The 648-nt window shown below is 27.9% G+C and carries 1 protein-coding gene; it reads right to left on the bottom strand.

Features of this window, described 5'->3' with window-relative positions; all coding sequences use genetic code 11:
* Positions 1-244: 244 nt before the first annotated feature.
* The gene (locus ACFIO5_RS12380; protein WP_375705562.1) at positions 245-439 is read right to left on the bottom strand and encodes a hypothetical protein; all 195 of its coding nucleotides are present in this window, start codon (positions 437-439) and stop codon (positions 245-247) included.
* Positions 440-648: the final 209 nt, after the last annotated feature.

Genomic DNA, 648 nt, shown 5'->3' with positions numbered 1-648 from the left:
AAATTCTTACACAATGTAAAAAAGAATGCTTATCATGATAAAAACATTATTCACTATAAAATAACATGCTTATAATACAATATGTTCTTTTTGTAGGAAGCTTTACCAACATAATTCAGCGATTTCTAAAGAAAAATTTCGCTCTTTTAATTCCATGCTCTTCATGAAAAAGATAAAAGTTCTATAAAATTTCTTTTGTCCTGCTCTACCTTTATGTCTTTTGAACTTCATTCATCTATGGCAATCAAATTGCTGCCATAATCATTTTCATTGCTGTATGGATTTTATAGAACACCACTAAACGAAAAAGAGCTATTTTTAATTCTTTCACCCAATAACCAGTTATATTTTCAGTGTTATCAGTATCATTTTCTTCATCCAAAGAATGTTTCAGGATTCGTGCTATAAATATCATCTTTTTTTGAAAAAAATTTTCCATTTATTAGCTTGTACACAAGCCGCAACTCTTTTTATAAACGGCTTTATCTTCATCAAGGATGAAATTTCTCTCGTAAATTAATATTAAAGGAAATTATATGAAAAATGCTTTAGAAACATTTTCTATAGACAGACTACACTCTTTCTGGATTTTCTATACGAATAAAATAAGATACTCCCCCTAAATGATATGTTATAGACTCTTGACTT

Source organism: Bartonella sp. AA86SXKL (assembly GCF_042196885.1).
This window is presented reverse-complemented; position numbering and strand designations above follow the sequence as displayed.